The sequence below is a fragment of the Bradyrhizobium sp. GW821-FHT13H06 genome (assembly GCF_058803975.1).
The window spans coordinates 1-1,009 of record NZ_JBXAPN010000032.1; the positions used below are offsets into that span (position 1 = coordinate 1).

1 protein-coding gene and 1 pseudogene are annotated in these 1,009 nt (G+C 66.5%); both read right to left on the bottom strand.

All coding sequences use genetic code 11. The annotated features are described in order from the left end of the window. Nucleotides 1-872, bottom strand: an 872-nt coding sequence (locus AC1RQP_RS40160) for an electron transfer flavoprotein subunit alpha/FixB family protein (protein ID WP_492943308.1), incomplete at its 3' end; no start/stop codon positions are given. Then, a pseudogene (locus AC1RQP_RS40165) lies at nucleotides 872-1,009 on the bottom strand (electron transfer flavoprotein subunit beta/FixA family protein); the annotation flags it as partial. The pseudogene AC1RQP_RS40165 and the gene AC1RQP_RS40160, both read right to left, overlap by 1 nt.

Genomic DNA, 1,009 nt, shown 5'->3' on the forward strand with positions numbered 1-1,009 from the left:
TCGGCAACCTGGAAGATCGGCGCGTCCTCGTCCTTGTTGATCGCAACGATCACCTTGGAGTCCTTCATGCCGGCCAGATGCTGGATGGCGCCGGAAATGCCGACCGCGACATAGAGCTCGGGCGCCACGACCTTGCCGGTCTGCCCGACCTGCCAGTCGTTCGGCGCATAGCCCGCATCGACCGCCGCGCGCGAGGCACCGACACCAGCGCCCAGCTTGTCGGCGAGCGGCTCGATGTATTTCGCGAAGTTCTCGCGGCTCTGCATGGCCCGGCCACCGGAGACGATGATCTTGGCCGAGGTCAGCTCGGGACGATCGCTCTTGGCAACCTCCTCGCCGATGAACGACGACAAGCCCGGATCGGCGGCCGCCGCCACGTTCTCGACCGCAGCGCTGCCGCCCTCGCCTGCCGCGGCGAAGGTCGAGGTCCGCACCGTGATGACCTTCTTGGCATCCTTCGACTTCACCGTCTGGATGGCGTTACCGGCATAGATCGGGCGCTCGAAGGTATCGGGCGCGACCACCTTGATGATCTCGGAGACCTGCATCACGTCGAGCAGAGCGGCGACGCGGGGCATCACGTTCTTGAAGCGCGAGGTCGCCGGCGCGACGATCGCGTCATAGCCGGAAGCCAGCGAGACGATCAGCGCAGCCAGCGGCTCGGCGAGATCGTGCGCGTAGAGGTCGCCATCGGCGAGCAGCACCTTCTTGACGCCGGCGAGCTTGGCGGCGGCATCCGCCGCGGCCTTGGCGTTCTGGCCGGCGACCAGCACCTCGACATCCGCGCCGAGCGCGCTAGCTGCGGTCAGGGCCTTGTTGGTCGCATCCTTGAGCGACGCATTGTCGTGTTCGGCAATCAGAAGCGTCGTCATCAGAGCACCCCGGCTTCGTTCTTGAGTTTCGACACCAGCTCGGCGACGTCCTTGACCTTGACGCCTGCCTTGCGGCCCGCCGGCTCCGTCGTCTTGAGAACCTCGAGACGCGCGGCGACGTCGACGCCGTAATCGGC